We start from the raw sequence: 21,663 nt of genomic DNA, 5'->3' as shown, positions 1-21,663 counted from the left end.
GGGGGAAGCGAGCGAATCGGCTCCGGCCGGCGCTCGACCGGCTGGAGGGACGCGTGGCGCCGGCCTCGGGCTTCGCGGCCGACCTGCCGCTCGCGGCCCGGTACGCCGTGTCGGAATCGCTGGGTCGGGGCGACGCCTCGTACGCGGCCCGGGGGGCGGGGGACGTCGGCTTCGCGATCCAGAACCCCGCCAACGCCTACGCCGCGACCGTGGCCGCGAGCGGCTTCCGGATCGCGTCCGGGGCCGAATCCTGGTCGCTGACCGTCCAGGGGCTCGGGTACGGCGAAGACGTCCGGGCGCTGGGCTCCGGGGTGGCGACGGCCTTGGCCAACCGCGTCGAGTACGACCACGGCGCGGTGACGCAATGGTTCGTCAACGGCCCGCTCGGGCTCCAGCAAGGTTTCACGCTCGACGTCCGTCCCGAAGGCTCCCCGGCGGACGGCCCGCTCACGATCCGCCTGGCCGTGGAGGGCCTGACCGCCCGGGCCGAGCCCGGCGGGACGTCCATCGCCCTGGCCCGCGCCGACGGGGCGAGGATCGCCTCGTACGGCGGCCTGATCGCCTACGACGCCGAAGGCCGCGCGATCCCCGCGACGATGACCGTCGACGCCTCGGCCGGCGGCCCGACCGTCTCGATCCGGGTCGACGACGCCGAGGCCGTCTATCCCCTCGTGGTCGACCCCTACGTCCAGCGGGCCGCGCTGCCGGTGAACTCCCCGAGCTTCGCGATGAGCGCCGACGGCCGGACCCTCGTGGTCGGGGTCCTGCAGCACACCGAAGGGGACGGCCCGTCCTGGGCGGGGGCGGTCTTCGTCTACGCCCGATCCGGCGAGTCCTGGGTCGAGACCGCCCGGGTCCAGGCCGACGTCCCGATCGAGGGGGCCTGGTTCGGCCTCTCGACGGCGCTGAGCGGCGACGGCCAGACCCTCTTCGTCGGCGCCGCGCGCGCGTCGACCGACGTGATCGAGAACGGCGTCGTCTACGTCTTCGTCCGCTCCGGGTCGGGCTGGGAGCAGGTGCGGACCATCGAGCCGGAGACCGACGCGCCAGGGGGCTTCGGCGTCTCGATCGCGACGAACTCCGACGGGAGCGTCCTGGCGCTGGCCGACGTCCGCGACGTCCAGCAGTACGACCTGTACGGCCCGGACGAGGTCCGGATCTACTCTCGCGACGGGTCGACCTGGGACCTCGACGCCGTGTTCGTCTCGCCGGCCGGCCCCTCGTTCACGTCCAACGGCCCGGCGATGGAGTTCGACGCCTCCGGCCGGACGCTGCTGGTCGGCGCTCCTTATGAGAGGAGCTTCGCCGGCCAGGTCTTCCTCTTCACGAGTGGCCCGGAGGGGTGGTCGCGGCATCTCCTGACGGACGTCGACCCCAACGTCCAGTTCTCCCACATGCTCGGCCGCGGCGCGGCGCTCAGCGGCGACGGCGGCACGATGCTGGTCTCGGGGGCCTGGGCCTTCGACGCGAACGGCTTCCCTCGGTACTCGGCGCTGATCTACGAACGATCCGGGGACGACTGGGTCCGCGCCGGCGAGCTTCCGCTGCCGACCGGATTCGGGGTGGTGGGGGGCGACGGCCCGGTGGCCCTCAACGCCGACGGCACGCTCGCCGTCGCACTGGCCAGGCCGGCTCGCGAGGTCGGCCCGATCCCCGTCGCGCTCGCGCACGTCTTCGAGAAGGAGGCGGGGGCCTGGAGGCTGCTGTCCACGTTCCTCTTGCGGGGGGCGGGCGATTTCACGCTCGCCTTCGCGGCGGACGTGCTGGCCGTCGGCTCGGACGGCGGCCTCGCGACCGACCCCGTGGCCGGCCCCGGAGGGCTGCGGATCTTTTCTTATGAGCCGGGCTTCGAGGTGACGGCCCCCCCTCGGGACCTGACGACCGTCGGCGGACGCCTCGCGACGTTCACCGCCGAGGCGGGCGCCCCGGGGCTCACGGCCGCCTGGCAGGTGAGCACCGATAACGGGTTCACCTGGGCCGATCTCGACGGGGGCGAGGTGGTCGCCACGGTCGACGGAACCACCCAGAGCTGGATCGCCGCGACGACCCCCCCGGCGGACGGCCCCCAGTACTATCGGGTGGTCTTCACGGACCCGGAGACGGGCCAGGTCCAGGCGAGCTTCCCCGCCGCGCTGAAGAGTCGGGCTGCCGAGGTGACCGTGGAGCTGGAAGCCCCCGGCGCGCCGATCCGGGTCGGCGAGTCGACGACCCTGGCGATCCGGGTGAGGACCAACTCGGCCGGCCTCCCCGCTCCAAGCGGGAGGATCGAGGTCGGGGTCGGGAGTCTCATCCTCGAAGCGACGCTGGTGGACGGGCGGGCCGTCGTCACGATCCCGAACACGCTGAAGGTCGGCGACTACGACGTCTATGCTCGATATTTCGGCGACGCCTATTTCCAGCCGATGGTCTCGACCCAGTTCATCGTCGTCGTCGAGCGGCGGGGGAGCCTCCTGACGGCCGAGATTCCGGCCGAGACGGTCGCCGGCCTCCCGACGACGCTCACGGCGGTCCTCTCGCCTCGGGACCTCCCGCTGGAGCCTTCGGGGGGCGTCGTCTTCCTCGACGGCGGGCGGCCGATCGCCTTCATCCCCGTCGTCCGGGCGGGCGGGCGGTTGACGGCCACGTTCTCGACGGCGGGCCTGGCGGCGGGGAATCATTATTTCCAGCTCGTCTTTCTGGGCGATGCCAGGACCGCCGCGGCGTCGTCCGGGGTCTACCGGATCACGGTCAAGGCGAAGGGGACGACGGCCGCCCCCGGACTCGCCCTCCCCCTCGCCCTCGGAGCCCTGTCCTCCCCCGCAACGGCCGAGGCCCCGTCCGGGACGACCGGGCCGGTCGGCTCGATAGATGCGGACGCGACCCACTTCGTCGACGTCGGCGACGAGGTCGCCCTCGCGATCCCGGACGGCGGGACGTTCGCCTCCATCCAGTGGCAGACCAGCGACGACCAGGGGGCGAGCTGGCGGGACGCGCCGGGCGCGACCGGTGCCTGGTACCGGCTGACGGCCCTGGCCGACGACTCAGGCCGATGGTTCCGCGCCCGGCTCGTCGACGGCGAAGGGACGACCGTCTTTTCCTCGCCCGAGGTCCTCGAGGTCGCCCTCCGGCCGGTCCGCCTCTTCCTGGAATCCTTCCCCTCGCGTCCGATCATCGGCGACGGCTTCACGATCGCGGTCCGCGCGACCCCCCTTTTCTCGCATGGCGAGCGACCGCCGGAGGGGAACGTCACCCTGACGTTGGGGACGTTCACGCAGACGCGCCCGCTGGTCGACGGCACGGCCCGGTTCGACATCCCCGGCACGACCCCGGCGGGATATCGAACGGCCCGCGTGACCTACGAGGCGTCCAGCCCCGAGTTCGCCGCGGCGTCGATCGAGGCGCCCGTGGCCGTCGGCCGGGGCGCGGCGGGCTTCACCGCCGCCGTGCCGCTGGACGTCCGCCTGCCCAACGCCCTGGAACTCATCGTCAACGTTCGGGCGCTGGAAGGGAGGGAGATACCGACGGGGGGCGTCATGGTGCTGGACGGCGGCCAGCCGATCGCCCTGCTCCCGCTGGGCCCCTACGGCTATTACGCCACGACCGCGGCCTCGTTGCGGCTCACGGCCGGCGATCATTACCTCCAGTTCGTCTACCTGGGAGACCCGAAGACCCAGATGGTCTCCTCGGGCGTCTACCGGGTGGTCGTCTCGCCGGAGCCGACGACGAGAGGTGGGGCGGCCCCCGCTCCCGCCCCCGTCTCGCTCCCGGTCGCGGTCGCGGGGCCGACGAGTCCCCAGCCGGGCCGCGCGGATTCTCTCGCGCCGACGACCTCGACCGCCGTCGTCGCGGACTCCCCTGCGACGCCGTCCCGGCCGCGAGGCGTGGCGTCGGCGTTCGCGGCTCGCGCGACGCGGGGCCCACGGTCGATCCCGACCGCGGCGCCGATCCGCCCACGCCCTCGGGCCGTCGATCCGACGCTCTTCGCCTCCGGCCGGCTCGGCAAGCGGCCCGGCTCGGCGTGAGGGTCAGCGGTAGAGGACGCCGATCCGGCGGCGGTAGTCGTCGTAGGTTTCCTCGAACAGGCGGCGGGCGGCCTCGGGGCCGAGGTGGCAGGCGGAAGTGAGGACCTTGGGGGGCTTGCCGGCCTCGGTGAGCAGCCGGGCGACCTCGGCCTTGATCAGGTTGACCAGGGTGCAGCCGGTGACGGTCGAGACGGGGGAGACCGGGGTCGGAAGGCCGTCGATCCAGACCGCCGAGTCTCCCGGCGGGGCCTGCTGGTCGACCACCAGGTCGGCGATCTCGTGCAGCTTCCGGCCGGATTCGTGCCGGGACGTGGAGACGTCGGCGTTGGCCCGCGAGGTCAGGGCGACGACGGCCATGCCCAGCCGTTTGGCCTCGGCCGCCACGTCGATCGTCACCGCGTTGCAGCCGCTGCTGGAGATCGCCAGCAGTACGTCGGCGGGGCTGGTCGCGAAGTTCCGCCACAGGACCGGGCCGAAGCCCTGGACGTTCTCCAGGAACATCGCCTGCCGCTGGCCGTTCGCGCCGACGACCGGGTTGTGGAAGCTCATCGAAAGTTCGACGATCGGGTGGAAACCGGGGAACGACCCGTAGCGCGGGAACATCTCCTCGACGGCCATCCGCGAGTGCCCGGTGCCGAAGACGTGGACCAGGCGGTCGGCCAGGATCGCATCGGCGAAGAGCTTCGCGGCCTGGCGCACCGCCGGGAGCTGCGTGGACTCGATCGCGTCGAGCCCCGCGCGGGCGGCGCGGAGGTACTGGGAGAGGACGTCGTCGCTCATGTCGGCTCGGTGTTCGGGGGGGAGGGAGAGGGAGAAGGGGAGGGGGGGCGTCCGGGAGGCGGCCTTCGGAGACGCTCCAGCCGCCGTCGACGCTCAGGACGACGCCGGTCGTGAACCGCGAGGCGGGCTCGCAGAGGAACAGCGCGGCCTCGGCGCAGTCCTCGGCCGAGCCGGGGCCGCCGGCCATCGGCTGCTTGGCCGCGAGGTAGCCGAGGATGGCCGGGTCGCCGCAGGCCCTCGCGGCCATCGGCGTCTCGATCAGGCCGGGCGCGATCAGGTTGAACCGGATGCGGTCGCGGGCGTACCGCGAGGCCGCCGCGCGGGTCATCGCCTCGACGGCCCCCTTGCTCGCCGCATAGGCGATCGTCCCGAAGAAGTCGGGCGCGGGGGACCGGGCCAGCACGGAGCCCATGTTCAGGACCGTCCCCCGCAGGCCGTGGACGTCGACCTCCTGGCCGAGCATCCGTTGCGTCGCGGCGCGGTTGGTCAGGAACGTCGAACGGGCGTTGGCGGCGAGCACGGCGTCCCAGCCCTCCACCGAGCATTCGTGGAGCGGGCCGTCGCCGAACCGCCGGCCGCTGATCCCGGCGACGTGGAACAGCAGGTCCAGGCGGCCGTCGAAGAAGTCGAGCGTCCGGTCGAAGAGGCCGTCGACCTCGTCCGGCGCGGTCGCGTCGGCCGGGATCGCCGCGAAGTTCGGCGGGGGCGAGGGGCCGAGCGTCGCGAGCGCGGCGGCGCACGAGCCCGCCGAACGTCCGCAGACGACGACCGCCGCCCCCTCGGCGAGGAACCGGCGGGCCGACGCCAGGCCGATCCCGCTGGTCCCGCCGACGATCAAGCAGCGCGTGCCGTCGAGGCGCCCCATGATCCGGTCAGTCCTTCACCTGGAAGATGGCCTCGATCTCCACCGCGATGCCGCCCGGCAGCGAGCCCGCGCCGACGGCGCTCCGGGCGCCGACGCCGGCCTCGCCGAAGACGTCGCGCATCAGGTCGGAGTAGCCGTTGATGACCTTGGGCTGGTCCTGGTAGTCGGCCGGGCAGTTGACCAGGCCCAGCGTCTTGACCAGGCGGACGACCTTGTCGAGCGAGCCCAGGTGGTCCCTGAGCGTCGCCAGGATCGCCAGGCCGGTCTGCCTCGCGGCGACGACGCCGGCGGCCAGGTTCAGGTCGACTCCGACCTTCCCCACGATCAACGAGCCGTCGGACTTCAGCGGCCCGTGGCCCGAGACGTACAGGAATTCGCCCACGCGCAGGGCCGTGACGTACGTCGCCACCGGCTTGGGGGCGGCGGGCAGCTCCAGCTTCAAGGCGGCGAGGCGTTCTTCGGCTCCCATGGGCGGCGAGTTCCTTCGTCTGGCGGCTGGCGGTCGGGGGGAAACCCCCGGGGCGGCGGTCGCGGCCTCGGGGACATCGAACGAGCCTAACGGCGCGACGCCCGCGATTCAACCGGGCCCGCGCCGGGAACCCCGCCGCCGGCTGGCCTTAGCCCCCCCTCGATCGTTCTGTTACCATGGCGTCGAGGGGATTTTTCGACCGCCAACCGCAGAAATCGAGGCTCGACGCCATGAGGGCGAACCGCCCGCCGTTCCGCGTGGGATTGATCCAGATGAAGTGCTCCACCGACCCGGCCGAGAATCTCGACCGGGCCTCGGAGATGCTGCGCGAGGCGGCGGCGAAGGGGGCGCAGGTCGCCTGTCTCCCCGAGCTGTTCCTCACGCAATACTTCTGCCAGACCGAGGACGCCGCCACCTTCGACCTCGCCGAACCGATCCCCGGCCCGACCACCGACGCCCTGGCCGCCGTGGCGGTCGAGACCCGGATGACCATCGTCGGCTCGATCTTCGAGCGGCGGACCGCCGGCGTCTACCACAACACGGCCGTCGTCCTCGAAGCCGACGGCTCGGTCGTCGGCAAGTATCGCAAGATGCACATCCCGGACGACCCCCTCTACTACGAGAAGTATTACTTCACGCCCGGCGACCTGGGCTTCAAGGCCTTCGACACCAAGCACGCCCGCGTCGGCACGCTCGTCTGCTGGGACCAGTGGTATCCCGAGGCCGCCCGGTTGACGGCCCTGCAAGGCGCAGACGTCCTCTTCTACCCCACGGCGATCGGCTGGCACCCCAGCGAGAAGGCCGAGTTCGGCGAGGCCCAGGCCAGCGCCTGGGAGACCATGCAGCGCGCCCACGCGATCGCCAACGGCGTCTTCGTAGGCGCCGTCAATCGCCTCGGCCACGAAGGCGCGCCCGACGGCGGCATCGAATTCTGGGGCGGCTCCTTCCTCGCCGACCCGTTCGGCCGCATCCTCGCCCGAGCCTCCCGCGACCGCGAGGAAGTCCTCGTCGCCGAATGCGACCCCCGACTCCAGGAAGAGACCCGCCGCAACTGGCCCTTCCTCCGCGACCGCCGCATCGACGCCTACGCGCCGATCACCCAGCGATTCCTGGACGGGGGGTGAAATCCACGATCGCAACCCTTCCCCCCTTGCGGGGGAAGGTGGCCCGCAGGGCCGGATGAGGGGGAAGACGAGCATGAGAAGCGTCGGCGTTCCAGTTCGTCCGCCTTGATGGTCCCGCTCATCCGCCGCTGCGCGGCACCTTCCCCCAGCGGGGGGAAGGGATCAACGAAGAACCCGAACCACCCCACGCCCGGACGCCGCCATGACTTTCACGCCCGCCCAGCTTGGTTTTCGGATGCCCGCCGAATGGGAGCCGCACGAGGCGACCTGGATCGCCTGGCCGCACAACCGCGAGGACTGGCCCGGCAAGTTCGCGCCGACCCCCTGGGTCTATACCGAGATCGTCCGCGTCCTGAGCGCCCATGAGACCGTCGTGATCGTCGTGGCCGACCGCGACATGAAGCGCCGGGTCTCCAAGCTGCTCGAGAAGGCGGCGGCGGATCTGGACCGCGTCCGGTTCTTCAGGGCCGCGACCGACCGCGTCTGGCTCCGCGATTCGGCGCCGTCGTTCGTCGTCCGCGACCGCGCGCCGATGGGCGTCGAGGGGGAGCCCGACTCCGCCGTGGCGATGGTCAACTGGAAGTTCAACGCCTGGGCCAAGTACGACAACCATCATGAGGACAAGCGCCTGGGCCGTCGGATCGGCCGCAAGACGGGCCTGCATCGCTGGGCCCCGCGCGCCGAGATCGACGGCGCGTCGCGCCGCGTCGTCCTGGAAGGCGGCGCGATCGACGTCAACGGCAAGGGGACGCTGCTGACGACCGAGGAGTGCCTCCTCAGCTCCGTCCAGGCGAGGAATCCGGGGCTCGGCCGCGAGGGGATCGAGCGGGTCTTCGCCGACTACCTGGCGATCTCGAACGTGATCTGGCTGGGCCGCGGCGTCCTCGGCGACGACACCCACGGCCACGTCGACGACATCGCCCGGTTCGTGGACGCGAAGACCGTCGTCGCGGCCGTCGAGGGCGACCCGGACGACCCCAACCACGAGCCGCTCCAGGACAACCTCCACCGGCTCCGCGCGGCCCGCGACCAGGACGGGGAGCCCCTCCGCGTCGTCACGCTCCCCATGCCCGGCCCGGTGATCTTCGAGGGCGAGAACCTGCCGGCCAGCTACGCCAACTTCTACATCGCCAACGGCGTCGTGATCGTCCCCACGTTCAACGACCCCAACGACCGGATCGCCCTGAACACGCTCGCCGAGCTGTTCCCCGACCGCCGGGTCGTCGGCATCCACTGCCTCGACCTCGTCCTGGGCCTCGGCACGCTCCACTGCCTCTCCCAGCAGCAGCCGGCCGCCCCGGCCGTCGACTGACCGCGTCCCTCCCTCGTCCGTCCGCGCGAAAGGGTCGTCTCATGAAGACCGCGTCCTGGACCGCCTTCCTCCTGTGCCTCGTCCCCGCGATCGCGCGAGCCCAGCTTTCCGTGGAGGCCGACGCCCGAGGGGTGATCGAAGCTCGCGTGGGGGGGACGGCGTACCTGTCAGACCTGGCGGTCTCCGTGGTCGCGCCGGGGTGGAGCGGCGACCTGGCGAACCAGCGGGCGGTCGACCCGGCGGCGGTGAAGGTCCACCGGGAAGGCGCGACGACGACCTACACGATGCCGCTCGCCGGGGGGGCCCTCTCGGGCCTCCTCATCGAGCGGATCGTCCGGGACAAGGACGGCGCGACCCTGGAGTTCGAGGTGATCCCCGACCGCGAGGTCGAGCTTGAAGCGGTCCTGCTCCGGGGATCGCTGGCGACGGCCGAGCACGCCGGCAAGACCGCCTATCTCGTCGACGACCCGGACGGCGCCCGCGGCGTGTTGCCGGCCTCGCTCGACGCCGACCGCCACATCGCCTGGTCCGGCGAGCCGGACTGGCTCGGCCTGGAACGGCCCGGCGCCGGGGGCCTGCGAATCTCTCCCCAGGGCGCGCGGCTCCAGCTCCAGGACGACCGCAAATGGAACGCGCCCCACTTCAGCCTGCTGGCGATGACCAGCGGCGGAGAGGTGCTGGCGCGCAAGCCGATCCGGCTCGGCGTCGCGCTCCGCGCCGAGGCCGCCGGCGCGCTCGCGCAGGAGGCCGCGAAGCCGGTTCCGGCCGCGGGGACGGACGACCGGCCGCTGGCGATCGTCGCCCCCCGGCTCGATCGCGATCGGGTCGACGTCTTCGCGACCGTCACGCTCGACGCCGACGTCCACGCCCGGTACGACAACCCGTTCGATCCCGAGCAGATCGCCGTCGACGCCGAGATCCTCGCCCCCGACGGCCGCAAGGTGGACGCGCCGGGATATTATCACGTCCCGTTCCGGCTGGAGACCCGGGGCCGGGCCGAGTCGCTGAAGGTCGCCGGGGCGCCGGGCTTCCGCGTCCGCTACGCGCCGACCGTCGCCGGGGCGCATCGAATCACGCTCAAGGTCAAGGACGCGAGCGGCGAGGTCCGCGCGGAGCCCTTGACGTTCACGGCCGTCGCGTCGAAGTCGCCGGGGTTCGTCCGGGTCGCGCCGAAGTCGCCGCGATACTTCGCCTTCGACGACGGCTCGTCGTACTTCGCCGTCGGCGAGAACGTCTGCTGGGCCAACGGCCGCAACCCGCTGGCGACCTACGGCGCGTGGTTCGAGGGCCTGGGCAAGGCCGGCGGCAACTGGGCCCGGCTCTGGCTGGCGTTCAATGAGAAGGGGCTCGAATGGAGCCCCGCGCCGACGCCCAAGGGGGGGATCGGCGCCTATCAAGGGCTCGGCCGCTACGCGCTCGACAACGCCTGGCGGCTCGACGAGGTGCTGCGGATCGCCGAGGCGAACGGGATCCGCCTGATGTACTGCATCGGCACCTACGGCGAGTTCAAGGACGGCGGCTTCTTCAACGAGGGAAGCTGGATCAGCAACCCCTACAACGCCCGCAACGGCGGCCCCTGCGCCCGTCCCGAGGACTTCTGGACCGACCCGACGGCCCGCAAACTCTACAAGCAACGCCTGCGGTATCTGACGGCGCGCTGGGGGCATTCCCCGTTCGTCTTCGCCTGGGAGTTCTGGAACGAGGTCGAGCCGAGCCCGGTCGTCGAGGCCTGGACGAGCGAGATGGCCGCCTATCTCAAGGCGATCGACCCCAACCGCCGTCTCGTCAGCACCAGCTACGGATCGCCGCCGATCTGGAACGATTCGAACGTCGATTTCACGATGACTCATATGTACGGACAGGGGGGCGGCACCCTGGATTTCACTGATCGGATCCAGGGCGAAACGCACGCCAACCTGAAGTTCGGCAAGCCGTACCTGCTCGCCGAGTTCGGCATCGACTGGCAGGCCGGCGACGAGAAGTGGGACCCCGAAGGCCGGGGCCTGAACATGCACAACGGCGCGTGGGCCTCGATCGCCTCGGGCGCGGCGGGCACCTCGATGCTCTGGTGGTGGGACGGCTACGTGCATCCCAAGAACGTCTATCACGTGCTGACCCCGGTCCGGTCGTTCGTCGACTCGATCGACTGGGCCAGGAACCCCATGAAGCCCCTCGGCAAGATCGCCGTCGAAGCCCCCGCCGACGCCCCTGAGACGTTCGCCGACCTGACCATCTCCTCGTCGCAGGGCTGGGGGCGTACCCCCTCGAACCGCTACACGGCACTCCGCGACGGCACAATCGAAGGGGGGCCGGTCGCAACGACGCTCGGCAGCCCGAGGCGCGGGGGGGACGGCAAGGAGCTGTATTCCGAGGTCGCCTGGACGCTCGACCTGCCCGAGGCCGGAAAGGTCCTCGTCCGCATCGGCGAGGTCTGCACCGCCGCCCGCCTGCGGATCGCCCTCGACGGCCGCGAGGTCGTGGACCGGGCGCTCCCCGCCGGCGAGCCCGGCAAGGGGCCGTGGAAGGGGGCCAGGCTCCTCGAACCTTACAAGGTCTGGGTCGCCGACTACGACGAGGACGTCGCCGTCGAGGTCCCCGCCGGCCGCCATGCGCTGACGATCGCCAACGCGGACGGGGACTGGATGCAGGTGAAATCGATCACCCTCCCCGCGTACCGCTCCAGCCGCTTCCCCGACGTCGACGCCCTGGGGATCGCCGGCGACGACCTGATGGTGCTCTGGGTCCACGACCGCCGCAGCACCTGGCGCGACCCCTACGCCGGCGAGCCCCCCGTCCCCCGGAAGGGCCTGAAGCTCGCCGTCCCGACCGACTCGACGGACGCCTGGCGCGTCGAGTGGTGGGACACCTTCCGGGGCGTCGTCGTCCGCACCGACGAAGCCCGCGCCGGGGCGGGGGCCTTGACCCTCGCCCCCCCCGACTTCGAACGCGACCTGGCCGCCCGGATCGCGCGCACCCCCTGAACGGTCGCCGCGCTCGAAGCCCGACCAGCGTCCTGCCGCCGACGGACCCGGCCCCGCACGGGCGCTCGAACGTACGCCGCCGGCCGGATCGGGTCGGGGCGGGCGGGGCGTCACGCCTCGACCTCGGCGAGAGCCGAGGACGGCGACGGCTCGCCATTTCCGCGGAGGGGGATCTCCGGCTTCGGGCCGGGCGGAAGTGGGCTTGGAACGGAAGTTGCGTTAACGAACCTCGTCGTTGTGACTCGGCTTTGAGTCAAGGTTCGCCCCGGAAACGAGTTAGGTAGCTTCCTCCGCCCCGCTCCTCGCATCGACGTCGATTCGTTGGGCCCAACCTGCCCGAAAGCGCGTCAGCCGACCAGGCCGCCTCGCCGAATCCTCCTCAGACCCCTTGTTCCGACGTATACACGCCTTTAGGCTGTGCGAGCTATTTCGTGTGGCGTGCTGGCTGATGGCGTGTTCATGAAGCGGTGCCAGCGAGCCTTGCGTTTCAGGTCGGGCGAATTCGCATGCAGATATGTTCGTTCGATCACTACGTTCCAAGAAAGAAGGAGTCCTGATGCTCGGTCGTCTGAGAATCGTTTCGATGTCGTGCATGCTGGCCGCTTTCGCCGCCGCGGGCTGCGGGTCGGGGGGGTCCACGTCAGAGGCCGCCGCGCCTCGGGATGAGAAGAGCTTCGGCCCCTCGGGGGCGCAGCACGCCCTGGGAGCGGACCCGAAGGAGGAAGTGAATCGGATCAAGAAGGCCGGGGCCGCGGCGGCGGCGCCCACCCCGGGCCACCTGCCGGGCCGCTGAGCCTCGCCTTCGCCTCGCACCCGTCCCTTCTCCGACCCCGTCGGTTTCCAACCTTCGCGATTTCAGTTCAAGGAAAGTTTCGTATGAATTCACGTCCGTCCCGCGGCTTCACGCTGATCGAACTGCTGGTCGTCATCGCCATCATCGCGGTCCTGATCGCCTTGCTCCTCCCGGCCGTGCAGGCGGCCCGCGAGGCCGCCCGCCGTTCCCAGTGCATCAACAACCTGAAGCAGATCGGCCTGGCGTTCCACAACTACGAGAGCACACACGGCTCGTTCATCCCGAGCTGCATCTACCCCTCGCCGACCGACAACTGGGGCTGGGGCCCCAGCGGCATCCTGAGCATGCTGCCGTTCATCGAGCAGGGGACGCTCTGGAACGCCTATAACGTCGGCCCGGTCTCCAGCAACGCCAGCGGCTTCGCCGAGTACAACAAGAACACCACGGTGTTCAACACCCAGGTGGCGTCGTTCCTCTGCCCGTCGGACGGTCCCGAGCGGAACGTCACCCTGTGCAACTACGTCGGCAACTACGGCGGGCCCTTCCAGCTCCAGGCGTTCAGCGGGACCTTCATCCCGACCCCCCACACGGATTTCCCCGGCTCCGTCCCGGTCAAGATGGCGTCGATCACCGACGGCACGAGCAACACGGCCCTGTTCAGCGAGGTCCTCACCGGGACGCCGAACACCGCCCAGACGACGCCCGGGGCCATGCCCAAGGCCAAGCGGGTCCACTTCATCGCCCCCTCGATGTCGAATTTCGCGGCCACGGCCGACGCCGTCAACGCCAACATCGCCGCCTGCCAGAGCCTGCCGCCCACCACCACGGGCGCCGGCGGCGAGCGCGGCGACTGGTTCCGCGCCTATCCGTTCTACGTCAACTTCTGCGTCTACAACCACGTCTCCCCGCCCAACTCCATCGCCTGCGCCTCCTCGCAGACCGGGGCCGGCAACACCTGGGGCCAGGACTACTATGGCACGGCCCCGCCGAGCAGCAACCACTCCGGCGGCGTGAACATGGCCCTGGCCGACGGTTCGGTCCGGTTCGTCAAGGACTCGATCAACCGCACCGCCTGGTGGGCTCTCGGCTCCCGGAACGGCGGCGAGGTCCTCAGCTCCGACCAGTTCTGACCCCCCCGCCTCTCGAATTTTCCAAAATTTCCCAACCGCCCCGCCCGGTCCTCGCGACCCGGCGGGGCTTTTTTCGTGGCCGGACCGCGCGACCGATGGGCGGGCCGCCGCCACGAGATCGGGCGGCCGTGCCCGGAATTTGATCGCGAGCCGCCCGCGCGGCGCAGGATTCCAGAGCTGCCGCAATCGCCTCCCAACCGTCCCGCGCCCCGATTCGCCCACGACCTCCGGCGGCGTCCGGGTCGCCGTCGAGGGCGGGGGACGACGGCCTCTCCGGGCGTCGGCGCGATCGGGGGCGAGCCGCAAGACGGCGTCCGTGTAAGACTAGAAAATCCGAATGACTTCATGGGTAGGAGGCCGGACGGCCCGCGCCGCTGACGCCGGCCCGACGGTCGCCGCGGCCCGCCGCCCCCTCGATCTCGCGCCGGCGGCGCGGCCCCGGGGGAGGGGCTCGGCGGCGTCGGAACGACGTTTGCTGAAGGAGCGGGCTTGCAACGCCCGACCGGTCGGCGAGCCTGCGTCGGGCCTCGAAAACGGGCCGTCGTCGTCGACGAGCCTGCCGACCGGAAGGCCCGAAAAAATCGGAGAAGTTGGATCTTGGCATGTCCGGTGGGACGGGATATATCTTGAGTCAATGTATAAGCGAATGCAGATCGGCGCGGGGGCTCGCCGGCTTCCGGCGTCCCCGACGATCGGCGTTCCCGCCATCTCGTCCAGGCACCCAGGAGGAATCGAATGTCCGGTCGCCTATGCCGTCGCCTCGCCTTGATGTGCGCCGTCCTTCCGATCGCGTCGATGGGCTGCGATTCCGGGACCACCCCCTCCCAGGGGACCGGCTCCTCGGTCACGGCCGACGGCTCGCCCACCCCCGAGGCGCTCAAGAACGCCACCCCGCCGGCCGGCAAGAAGGGCGGGGGCGCCCCGATCATGCCGGGACGCTGAGCCCGAGGCCCGGCTCCGACGCCGGTCTCGAGTCGCCGTCGCAACGCCGCCTGGCCGCGGTCGCCGCGGCCTCAGACTCTCCTCGCACGTCTCTCGGGCTCTCAAGTCCCACGCCTCTCCACGTCGAATGCACCTCCGCTCGAGCGTTACATCTCATAAGGAAGTCGATCCATGGACAAGAAATCGTCCCGAGGCTTCACGCTCATCGAATTGCTGGTGGTGATCGCCATCATCGCGGTCCTCATCGCGCTCCTGCTCCCGGCGGTCCAGGCGGCGCGCGAGGCCGCCCGCCGCTCCCAGTGCACCAACAACCTCAAGCAGATCGGCCTGGCGTTCCACAATTACGAGAGCACGCACGGCTCGTTCATCCCGAGCTGCATGTATCCCTCGCCGGTGGACAACTGGGGATGGGGGCCGAGCGGCCACCTGAGCATGCTCCAGTTCATCGAGCAGGGGACGCTCTGGAACGCGTATAACGTGGGACCGGTCGCCTGCAACGCCAACGGCTGCGGCCAGTACTATCAGAACACCACGGTGTTCAACACGCAGGTGGCGTCGTTCCTCTGCCCGTCGGACGGGCCGGAGCGGACCGTGAGCCTGTGCAACTACGTCGGCAACGTCGGCGGCCCGCACCAGCTCCAGGCGTTCAGCGGGACCTTCCTCCCGACCCCCAACACGGACTACCCCGGCTCCGTCCCGGTCAAGATGGGGACGATCACCGACGGCACCAGCAACACGGCCCTGTTCAGCGAGGTCCTCACCGGCGCCAACAACGTGGCCACGGTGCTCGCCGGCTCCCCGCGCTCCCGGCGCGCCCACTACAACGCGACGGGGATGACCAACTTCGCCGCCACGCCGGTCGCCGCGAACGCCGAGGTCGCGGCCTGCCAGGCCGTCCCCCCCACGACCGAGGGCTGGGGAGGCGCGCGGGGCGACTGGTTCACGGCCTTCCCCTGGTACATCAATTACGCGGTCTATAATCACATGGGCACGCCGAACACCCGGACCTGCGTCACCAGCCAGATCTGGGCCGGCAACACCTGGGGCGTGGACTACTTCGGCTCGGCCCCGCCGAGCAGCAACCACCCGGGCGGCGTGAATCTCGCCATGGCCGACGGCTCGGTCCGGTTCGTCAAGGACACGGTCAACCGCACCGCCTGGTGGGGGATCGGCACCCGGAACGGCGGCGAGGTCGTCGGCTCCGACCAGTTCTGACCCGCGCCCGGACCACGTCCCCAGGGCTCCTCGGACGGCCCCGCCCGGTCCTCGCGACCCGGCGGGGCCGCCTCGCGCCGGGGTCGGCCGCCGGGGCTGGAAATTGCGGCGGGCCCGCCGGGTCGGCTACACTGGACGCGGCTCGACGGGGCCTCGTCGGCGCGGCCGACGGCCGCCGGTCGACCGCCGGCCCGACCTGGGGGGGACGACGTGGGAACGACGAGCGGAACGGCCCGCGCCTGCCGCATGGGGATCATCGCGGCGGCCCTGTTCGGCGGACTCGCCGCCGGGAGGGCGATCGCCGATCCCCCCGCGGGCACGATCGACGACCCCGTGATCGACAGCGCCATGACCGAGGCCGAGGCGTTCGACGGCCTCCGCCCCGGCTGCCCGGACGCCATCCGCGACGCCCAGCGGCTCTTCGACGTCCTCTATCTCGGCTTCGACGGCAAGGTCCACAAGGGCCAGATCGTCGCCCACCAGGACCTCGTCGACGACATCCGCCACGCCTTCGCCGTCGCCCTCCGCGAGAAGTTCCCGATCCAGTCGGCCGTCCCGGTCTCCCACCCCAGGTTCCGCAAGAACGGGTTCTGGGATGATGATCTCTCGATGGAAGCGAACAACTCGTCGAGCTTCAATTACCGCCCGATCACCGGCGGGACCCGGATCTCCAACCACGGCTACGGCCGCGCCATCGACCTCAACACCGTCCAGAACCCCTACGTCAAGGGGAAGCTCGTCCTGCCGCCGGGCGCGACCTACGACCCCAGGGCCCCCGGAACCCTGACCCGAGACCACCCCGTCACCCGCGCCTTCGTCGAACGCGGCTGGACCTGGGCCGGCGACTGGAAGTCCCCCAGCCCCACCGATTATCAGCACTTCGAGAAGCCCGAGCGCCCCTGACTGATCGGCGAGCGGCCCGAACCCCGCCTCGCCTCGCCTCGTTCCTCACCCTCTCGCAACGATCGTCGGGAGCCGCGCCGTGGAAGTCTGGAGCCGTGTCCTGGTGTTGTCGCTGGGGGGGATGCTGGGCGTCAACGCCCGCTACTGGGTGGGCGTGGGCCTGAGCCGGTGGGTCGCCTCGCACTGGGGGACCTTCGTCATCAACGCGAGCGGCTCGTTCGCCATCGGCTTCCTCACCACCGCGCTGACGCACTGGCTGCCGCATCCCCACGCCCGGCTGGCGATCCTGACCGGCTTCCTCGGCGGCTACACGACCTTCTCCACCTTCGCGTTCGAATCGGTCACGCTCTGGCAGCGCGGCGAGCGCGGCGCGGCGGCGTTCAACATGGCGGGGAGCGTCGCGACCGGATTCCTGGCCGCGTTCCTGGGCATCATCCTGGCCCGAGACCTCTTCCCCTCTTACGGGGCCTCTCAGGCGAGCGCCGACGCCCCCCGGTCGGCGGCGTTCGAGCAGGGCGCGAACGACGCGACCGCGACCGTGGACGAGGAGGGATCTTGATCCCGCCGGACGCCGTACTCCTGCGGCTCCTCCTGAACGCGAGCCGGCGATGGCGCGGTCGGCCCGTCTACCGGGCCGTCGTCGAGACGGCCCGTTCGCGGCAAGTGGCGGGGGCCTCGGTTTTCCTCGTGGACCTCAGCTACGGCGCCCGCCGCCGGATCCACGACGCCCGCAGCGAGTATCAGGGCCTCGACGTGCCGGTCGCCGTCGAGGTGGTCGACGGGGCCGACCGCGTCGACTCCCTGCTCGGCGACCTCTCCGCGATGGAGCCCGCCGGGCTCGTCACGGTCGAGCCGGTCCGGGTCGTCGTTTATGCATCCCATGCCGGCGTCGCGGGCGTCGGAAGTCCCGCCGCCGTCTCTCCGCTCCCCGGAGTCTCGTCGATGACGCTCGAAGGCGAAGCGCGGCGCGTGACCCTCTACCTCGGCAGCTCGGATCTGTGGCGGGGCCGCAACCTGGCCTCGGCGATCGTCATGCGGTGCCGCGAGCTGGGCCTGGCCGGCGCCACGGCGAGCCTCGGCGTGATGGGGTTCGGCCGCACCTCCGTCATCCACCGCGCCCACCTCCTCGGCCTTTCCGAGGACGTGCCCGAGAAGGTCGAGATCGTCGACCGGCCCGAGCGGATCGACGCGATCCTCCCGATCCTGAAAGAGATGGTCGACGGCGGCCTGATCGTGGTGCAAGACGTCCGGGTCGTCGACTTCCGGCCCTCGTCCCCCTTGAAGTGAAGCCCGCCCGACCCTGCCGGAGTCCTTCGCGATGATGGACCTGAACTGGCCCGCCTGCGCCGCGCTGTCGGCCGTCTTCGCCGGGCTCACGGCGCTGCTCGCGAAGATCGGCGTGAGCCAGGTCCCGTCGAACCTGGCGACCCTCATCCGCACCCTCGTCGTGGTCGCCTTCGCGACGGTCCTGGTCCTGGCGCGGGGCGAGCTGCGCGGCCTCGGCGCGCTCACCGCCCGCGACTGGACGGCCCTGGTCCTCTCGGGGGTCGCGACCGGGCTCTCCTGGCTTTTCTACTTCGCCGCCCTGAAGACCGGCCCGATCTCGGGCGTGGCCCCCATCGACAAGCTCAGCTTCGTCATCGCCATGTCGCTCGGCTTCCTGATCCTCCGCGAGCCGATCAAGCCCCTCACCCTCCTCGGCGCCGCCCTCATCGTCGTGGGCGTCCTCCTCACCCTCCCCACGATCCAGGAGAGCCTCAAGCGGGCGTTCGGGTGAGGTTTCCTCGGCCCGACCTCAGCCGACCGAAGACGCCCGGCGGCCGGCCTTGGGATCGGCGCCGTTGGGGGAGTCTTCGGTCCGGGGCTTGACCCTGCGCGTGAGCACGGCGAAGGGGCTGTCGGCCTCTTGCCGCTTGAGCTTGGCGTAGAGGTAGTCGTCGTAGCTGCAGGGGTAGACCGTCAGCTTGCCCGCCTCGACCTCGATCACCTTGTTCGCCACGGCGCGGATGAAGTGCTCGTCGTGCGAGATGAAGCAGAGCGAGCCCGAATACTCGTTCAGGGCTTCCTCGAGCACGTCGCGGCTGGCGATGTCGAGATGGTTGGTCGGCTCGTCCATCATGATGAAGTTGTGGGCGACGGTGAGGATCCGCGCCAGGCAGAGGCGGGTCTTCTCGCCGCCGGAGAGCGACCCGACGGTCTTCTCGACGGCGTCGCCCGAGAAGAGGAAGGCGCCGAGCATGTGCCGCAGGGCGCCTTCGCTGGCGCCGGGGTGGACGTCGCGCAGGTTGGCGATCACGGTCGACTTCATGTTCAGGCCTTCGACCCGGTGCTGGGCGAAGTAGGTGGCGAGGACGTTGCTGCCGAACGCGACCTCGCCCCGCGTCGCCGCGTGGACGCCCGCCAGCAGCTTCATGAGCGTCGTCTTGCCGGCGCCGTTGGGCCCGACCAGCACCACCTTGTCGCCTCGCTCGATCTCCAGCGAGAGGCTGCGATAGACCTCCCTGGCGCCGTAAGAGAACGCGACGTCGACGAACTTGGCGACGATGTGGCCGCTCCGGGGCGGCTCGGGCAGGCGGAATCGGGCGGTGGCGTTGTCGGTCCGGGGCGCGTCGATCCGATCGATCTTGTCCATCGCCTTCAGCCGGCTCTGGGCCCGCGAGGCGGTCGCCGCGTTGGCGCGGTTGCGATCGACGAAATCCTGCATCTGGCGGATCTTCTTCTGCTGCGTGTCGAACGACGCCTGGTGGACCGCCAGCCGGTGCTCCTTCTGCGGGATGTGGGCCGAATAGTTGCCGGGGTAGGAGTGGAGCTTGCCCAGCTCCAGCTCGAACGTCTTGGTGATCACCCGGTCGAGGAAGTCGCGGTCGTGGCAGGTGATCAGGATCGCGCCGGAGTAGGAGCGGAGGAAATCCTCGAACCACTTGACGCTTAAAAGGTCGAGGTGGTTGGTGGGCTCGTCGAGGAGCAGCAGGTCGTGTTCGAAGGCGAGCAGGCCGCCGAGCGCCAGCCGCATCGCCCAGCCCCCCGAGAGGGTGGCGACCGGCGCGTCCAGCTGGGCGACCGAGAATCCCAGGCCCAGCAGGATCGCCTTGGCGCGGGCTTCCATGTCGTAGCCGCCGGCCGAGACGAACGCTTCCATCGCGTCGTCGTAGTCGTCCAGGGCCTGCGGGTCGCCGTCTTCCAGCCCCTTCATGACCGCCTTGAGCCGAACGTCGGCCTCGGTCCAGGGGCCGAGATGGTTCAGCATGTTCTCGAAGACCGTCCCCTCGCGGAGCGGGTGCATCTCCTGCGAGAGATAGCCGATCGAGCACTTGCGGTCGCGGAGCATCTCCCCGGAGTCCAGCGACTCCTCGCGCATCAACACCTTGAACAGGGTCGACTTGCCGGTGCCGTTCTTCCCGAGCAGGCCGATCCGCTCGCCTCGGGTGATCGAGGCGTCGATGCCGTCGTAAATCGTCTGATGGCCGAACTTCTTGTGGGCGTTGACCAAACGGATCATCGGGGGGTTCGTCTCGCGGATGGCGGGCAGGAAGGGGGGGACCGAACGCCGAATCGAAGTCCGGCCGGTCCCGTCGTCGAAATCAGGCGTCGAGAGTCGGAATAAAGTTCATAAGAGTAACTTTATCGATGGTCTTCGGCAAGGGACGTTCGCGAGGCCACGATCGGCCAGGCGCCGAATTTGGGAGGGCGGGGCGTTCCGTCGGCGCTTCGATTCCACCCATATCACCTCGCTTTCCCTCTTCGAGCTCCCAGCCGACGCTTGCCGAAATTGTGGGCGAGTCGAGCGTTCCGCACGGTCGGGGCCGGCGACCAGAAGTCGATCGTCCCGGCGATCTTCGCCTCAACATCGATATTGCCACGCCGTACCTCATCTCCGATGCTTGTCATGGGTTCGTTGGCGTCGTTCTCATGCCCGGGCGGGGGATTTGTCATGGCGGATACCAACCCCACCACAGTCCGCCGTGGTTTCAGCTTGATCGAGCTACTGGTGGTGATCCTGATCATCGCCGTGTTGATCGCGCTCCTGCTGCCCGCCGTGCAAGCCGTGCGCGAGGGGGCCCGGCGGGTCCAGTGCACGAACAACCTCAAGCAACTCGCCCTGGCGGCGGCCAACTACCACGACGTCAACGGCGTCCTCCCGGGCAGCCAGTACGGGGCGGCCACGCTCGGCCAGTTCGTCCGCCTCCTGCCCTACCTGGAGCAGGGCCCGGCCTATGCTTCGGCCAACTTCGACCGGCAGGCTCTCTACCCGGAGAACAGCACGATCGCGGGTCAGGCCATCGGCGGCTTGATCTGTCCCAGCGACACCGATTCAGCCCCGGTGTCGGTGGACGCGGGCGAGTGGTTCGCACCTTCCATCGGGTTGTGGCGGCAGTGCTTCTCCAGCTACGCCGGGTTCTCGGGCACCTGGACGCTGAGCCTGGGCAGCGACGGATTCGCCCAGCGATATGCCAGCATGAATGGCGTGATCTATGGCGAGGGCGCGGTCGGGCTCTCCGGGATCACCGATGGCGCGAGCAACACCCTGCTCTTCGGCGAGTGCGCCCATGGCGTGCTGACCGGGGGGAAGGTGAACACCGACGGCCTCACCCGGCCGCCGTCCGGCTACCACTGGTGGCACCTGGGCGCGGGCAAGCATTCGCAGGTCGAGACGTTCTTCCCGCCGAACGGGTCGGGGAAGATCGGCCCGACCACGGTCAACCATGTCCCGAGGAACCCGGCGAGCTTCCATCCCGGCGGGGTCAACGCGGCCTTCTGCGACGGCTCGGTGCGGTTCATCAAGGAGACGGTCGACAGCTGGCGGAACGACCCGGCGACCGGCTACCCGCCGGAGGTCGGCCGTGACGGGACCGGCGAGCCCGACATCGACGGCATGAGCCTGTACACGATCGCTCCGGGGACGTACTTCGGCGTCTGGCAGAAGCTCTCGACCCGCAACTTCGGCGACGTCGTCGCTACCGACGAGTTTTGACCCGGCGGGCGGTCGACCAGGGCTCGGGGTGCCTTGGCGCAAACCCCCTCCCGGGGTTTCGTCAGTGCTTGCAAGACCGTCGGCGCTTGGGGCCGTCCGTCAGGACGACCTACATCAACTTCTCCAGCAGATCCTCCGCTCGTCTCAGGGCCCGTTCTCGAACCGGAAGGAACACG

General features: G+C 70.4%; 16 protein-coding genes and 1 pseudogene. 13 read left to right on the top strand and 4 right to left on the bottom strand.

Annotated elements, in window-relative coordinates; genetic code table 11:
- Positions 1-53: 53 nt before the first annotated feature.
- A complete protein-coding gene (locus VT85_RS23285) occupies positions 54-4,001 on the top strand; it encodes an Ig-like domain repeat protein (protein WP_156513046.1) in 3,948 nt (1,315 codons plus the stop codon).
- 3 nt (positions 4,002-4,004) lie between these two features.
- On the opposite strand, the gene VT85_RS23280 is transcribed toward VT85_RS23285, so the two are convergent.
- The 3 genes and pseudogenes from VT85_RS23280 to VT85_RS23275 all read right to left on the bottom strand — a co-directional run bounded on the left by VT85_RS23280 (position 4,005) and on the right by VT85_RS23275 (position 6,115).
- On the bottom strand, positions 4,005-4,781 hold the full coding sequence (locus tag VT85_RS23280; protein ID WP_068420367.1) for a sugar isomerase domain-containing protein: 777 nt from the start codon (positions 4,779-4,781) through the stop codon (positions 4,005-4,007).
- Positions 4,782-4,914: 133 nt separating this feature from the next.
- A pseudogene (locus tag VT85_RS30110) lies at positions 4,915-5,646 on the bottom strand (SDR family NAD(P)-dependent oxidoreductase); the annotation flags it as partial.
- Between the two features lie 7 nt (positions 5,647-5,653).
- The gene (locus VT85_RS23275; protein WP_068420366.1) at positions 5,654-6,115 is read right to left on the bottom strand and encodes a RidA family protein; all 462 of its coding nucleotides are present in this window, start codon (positions 6,113-6,115) and stop codon (positions 5,654-5,656) included.
- A 230-nt stretch (positions 6,116-6,345) separates the two neighbouring features.
- Between VT85_RS23275 and VT85_RS23270 the strand changes: the two genes are divergently transcribed.
- The 11 genes from VT85_RS23270 (at position 6,346) to VT85_RS23225 (ending at position 18,292) form a co-directional block, all read left to right on the top strand.
- Positions 6,346-7,239 (top strand): carbon-nitrogen hydrolase, encoded by an 894-nt coding sequence (locus tag VT85_RS23270; protein ID WP_068422538.1) that lies wholly within the window; start codon positions 6,346-6,348, stop codon positions 7,237-7,239.
- Positions 7,240-7,441: 202 nt separating this feature from the next.
- Positions 7,442-8,551 (top strand): agmatine/peptidylarginine deiminase, encoded by a 1,110-nt coding sequence (locus VT85_RS23265; RefSeq protein WP_068420365.1) that lies wholly within the window; start codon positions 7,442-7,444, stop codon positions 8,549-8,551.
- A 41-nt stretch (positions 8,552-8,592) separates the two neighbouring features.
- Positions 8,593-11,532: a DUF5060 domain-containing protein gene (locus VT85_RS23260; protein ID WP_068420364.1), complete on the top strand. Its 2,940-nt coding sequence runs from the start codon at positions 8,593-8,595 to the stop codon at positions 11,530-11,532.
- Between the two features lie 583 nt (positions 11,533-12,115).
- Complete coding sequence (locus VT85_RS23255; protein ID WP_156513045.1) at positions 12,116-12,325, top strand: hypothetical protein; 210 nt, start codon at positions 12,116-12,118, stop codon at positions 12,323-12,325.
- A gap of 83 nt (positions 12,326-12,408) precedes the next feature.
- Complete coding sequence (locus tag VT85_RS23250; RefSeq protein WP_068420362.1) at positions 12,409-13,455, top strand: DUF1559 domain-containing protein; 1,047 nt, start codon at positions 12,409-12,411, stop codon at positions 13,453-13,455.
- A 735-nt stretch (positions 13,456-14,190) separates the two neighbouring features.
- The gene (locus tag VT85_RS27970; RefSeq protein WP_156513044.1) at positions 14,191-14,397 is read left to right on the top strand and encodes a hypothetical protein; all 207 of its coding nucleotides are present in this window, start codon (positions 14,191-14,193) and stop codon (positions 14,395-14,397) included.
- Positions 14,398-14,568: 171 nt separating this feature from the next.
- Positions 14,569-15,612 (top strand): DUF1559 domain-containing protein, encoded by a 1,044-nt coding sequence (locus VT85_RS23245; RefSeq protein ID WP_068420361.1) that lies wholly within the window; start codon positions 14,569-14,571, stop codon positions 15,610-15,612.
- 210 nt (positions 15,613-15,822) lie between these two features.
- The gene (locus VT85_RS23240) at positions 15,823-16,515 is read left to right on the top strand and encodes a M15 family metallopeptidase (protein WP_197490963.1); all 693 of its coding nucleotides are present in this window, start codon (positions 15,823-15,825) and stop codon (positions 16,513-16,515) included.
- Positions 16,516-16,594: 79 nt separating this feature from the next.
- On the top strand, positions 16,595-17,074 hold the full coding sequence (locus VT85_RS23235) for a fluoride efflux transporter FluC (protein ID WP_082858833.1): 480 nt from the start codon (positions 16,595-16,597) through the stop codon (positions 17,072-17,074).
- Positions 17,071-17,802 (top strand): DUF190 domain-containing protein, encoded by a 732-nt coding sequence (locus tag VT85_RS27060; protein ID WP_082858832.1) that lies wholly within the window; start codon positions 17,071-17,073, stop codon positions 17,800-17,802. The genes VT85_RS23235 and VT85_RS27060 overlap by 4 nt, the downstream gene beginning before the upstream one ends.
- 31 nt (positions 17,803-17,833) lie before the next feature.
- Positions 17,834-18,292, top strand: a complete 459-nt coding sequence (locus VT85_RS23225; RefSeq protein ID WP_231871431.1) for an EamA family transporter — start codon at positions 17,834-17,836, stop codon at positions 18,290-18,292.
- A gap of 18 nt (positions 18,293-18,310) precedes the next feature.
- On the opposite strand, the gene VT85_RS23220 is transcribed toward VT85_RS23225, so the two are convergent.
- Entirely contained in the window at positions 18,311-20,014 is a 1,704-nt protein-coding gene (locus VT85_RS23220) for an ABC-F family ATP-binding cassette domain-containing protein (protein WP_082858831.1), read from the bottom strand.
- Positions 20,015-20,446: 432 nt separating this feature from the next.
- Between VT85_RS23220 and VT85_RS23215 the strand changes: the two genes are divergently transcribed.
- On the top strand, positions 20,447-21,487 hold the full coding sequence (locus tag VT85_RS23215; protein WP_197490962.1) for a DUF1559 domain-containing protein: 1,041 nt from the start codon (positions 20,447-20,449) through the stop codon (positions 21,485-21,487).
- The last annotated feature ends 176 nt before the right edge of the window (positions 21,488-21,663 follow it).

Origin of the sequence: Planctomyces sp. SH-PL62 (assembly GCF_001610895.1) — a bacterium.
GTDB lineage: Bacteria > Planctomycetota > Planctomycetia > Isosphaerales > Isosphaeraceae > Paludisphaera.
Note: the sequence above shows the minus strand (reverse complement) of the source record. Positions and strands in the feature narration are given on the sequence as shown.

Bases quoted from the DNA above. Each gene is read 5' to 3' on its own strand.
- VT85_RS23225 (WP_231871431.1), top strand. From the start codon at position 17,834: ATGATGGACCTGAACTGGCCCGCCTGCGCCGCGCTGTCGGCCGTCTTC.
- VT85_RS27970 (WP_156513044.1), top strand. From the start codon at position 14,191: ATGTCCGGTCGCCTATGCCGTCGCCTCGCCTTGATGTGCGCCGTCCTT.
- VT85_RS23270 (WP_068422538.1), top strand. From the start codon at position 6,346: ATGAGGGCGAACCGCCCGCCGTTCCGCGTGGGATTGATCCAGATGAAG.
- VT85_RS23255 (WP_156513045.1), top strand. From the start codon at position 12,116: ATGTCGTGCATGCTGGCCGCTTTCGCCGCCGCGGGCTGCGGGTCGGGG.
- VT85_RS23245 (WP_068420361.1), top strand. From the start codon at position 14,569: ATGGACAAGAAATCGTCCCGAGGCTTCACGCTCATCGAATTGCTGGTG.
- VT85_RS23250 (WP_068420362.1), top strand. From the start codon at position 12,409: ATGAATTCACGTCCGTCCCGCGGCTTCACGCTGATCGAACTGCTGGTC.
- VT85_RS23280 (WP_068420367.1), bottom strand. From the start codon at position 4,781: ATGAGCGACGACGTCCTCTCCCAGTACCTCCGCGCCGCCCGCGCGGGG.
- VT85_RS23215 (WP_197490962.1), top strand. From the start codon at position 20,447: ATGGCGGATACCAACCCCACCACAGTCCGCCGTGGTTTCAGCTTGATC.
- VT85_RS23265 (WP_068420365.1), top strand. From the start codon at position 7,442: ATGACTTTCACGCCCGCCCAGCTTGGTTTTCGGATGCCCGCCGAATGG.
- VT85_RS23220 (WP_082858831.1), bottom strand. From the start codon at position 20,014: ATGATCCGTTTGGTCAACGCCCACAAGAAGTTCGGCCATCAGACGATT.
- VT85_RS23260 (WP_068420364.1), top strand. From the start codon at position 8,593: ATGAAGACCGCGTCCTGGACCGCCTTCCTCCTGTGCCTCGTCCCCGCG.
- VT85_RS23275 (WP_068420366.1), bottom strand. From the start codon at position 6,115: ATGGGAGCCGAAGAACGCCTCGCCGCCTTGAAGCTGGAGCTGCCCGCC.